A 1,070-nucleotide genomic window follows, 5' to 3' on the forward strand; every position below is an offset into this window, starting at 1 on the left:
GCGCTCGAGCGCCGCTTCCAGCAGGTCTACGTGGGCGAGCCGAGCGTGGAGGACACGGTCGGCATCCTGCGCGGGCTCAAGGAGCGGTACGAGGTGCACCACGGCGTGCGCATCACCGACTCGGCGCTGGTCTCCGCGGCCACCCTCTCGGACCGGTACATCACCCAGCGGTTCCTGCCCGACAAGGCGATCGACCTGGTCGACGAGGCGGCGAGCCGGCTCAAGATGGAGATCGACTCCCGGCCCGAGGAGATCGACGCCGTCGAGCGGATCGTCCGGCGGCTGGAGATCGAGGAGGTGGCGCTGCAGAAGGAGACCGACGCCGCGTCCAAGGACCGGCTCGTCGCCCTCCAGGCCGAGCTCGCGGACTCCAAGGAGAAGCTCGCCGAGCTCACCGCCCGCTGGCAGAACGAGAAGACCGCCATCCAGGGCGTGCAGAAGGTCAAGGAGGAGCTCGACGCGCTGCGCACCGAGTCCGAGAAGGCCGAGCGCGAGGGCGACTACGCGCGGGTCGCCGAGATCCGCTACGGCCGCCTGCCGGAGCTGGAGAAGCAGCTCGCCGACGCCGAGGAGAGCGACGCCGCCTCGAACGCCATGCTCAAGGAGGAGGTCGGGCCGGAGGACGTGGCCGAGGTCGTCTCCGCGTGGACCGGGATCCCCGTGGGCAAGATGCTCCAGGGCGAGACCGAGAAGCTGCTGCGCATGGAGGACGAGATCGGCAGGCGGGTCGTGGGTCAGGGCGAGGCGGTCCGGGCGGTGTCCGACGCCGTGCGCCGCGCGCGCGCCGGGGTCGCCGACCCCAACCGGCCCACCGGCTCCTTCCTCTTCCTGGGCCCGACGGGCGTGGGCAAGACGGAGCTGGCCAAGGCGCTCGCGGAGTTCCTGTTCGACGACGAGCGGGCCATGGTCCGGATCGACATGAGCGAGTACTCCGAGAAGCACAGCGTCTCGCGCCTGGTGGGAGCGCCTCCCGGCTACGTGGGCTACGAGGCCGGCGGGCAGCTCACCGAGGCCGTGCGGCGCAGGCCGTACACGATCGTCCTGCTGGACGAGGTCGAGAAGGCGCACCC

At 71.3% G+C, this 1,070-nt stretch carries 1 protein-coding gene; it reads left to right on the forward strand.

Annotated elements, in window-relative coordinates; genetic code table 11:
* Positions 1-1,070, forward strand: a 1,070-nt coding sequence (locus B4M60_RS12900; protein WP_291084669.1) for an AAA family ATPase, incomplete at both ends; no start/stop codon positions are given.

It is taken from the genome of Dietzia sp. UBA5065 (assembly GCA_002415925.1).
Classification (GTDB): domain Bacteria; phylum Actinomycetota; class Actinomycetes; order Mycobacteriales; family Mycobacteriaceae; genus Dietzia.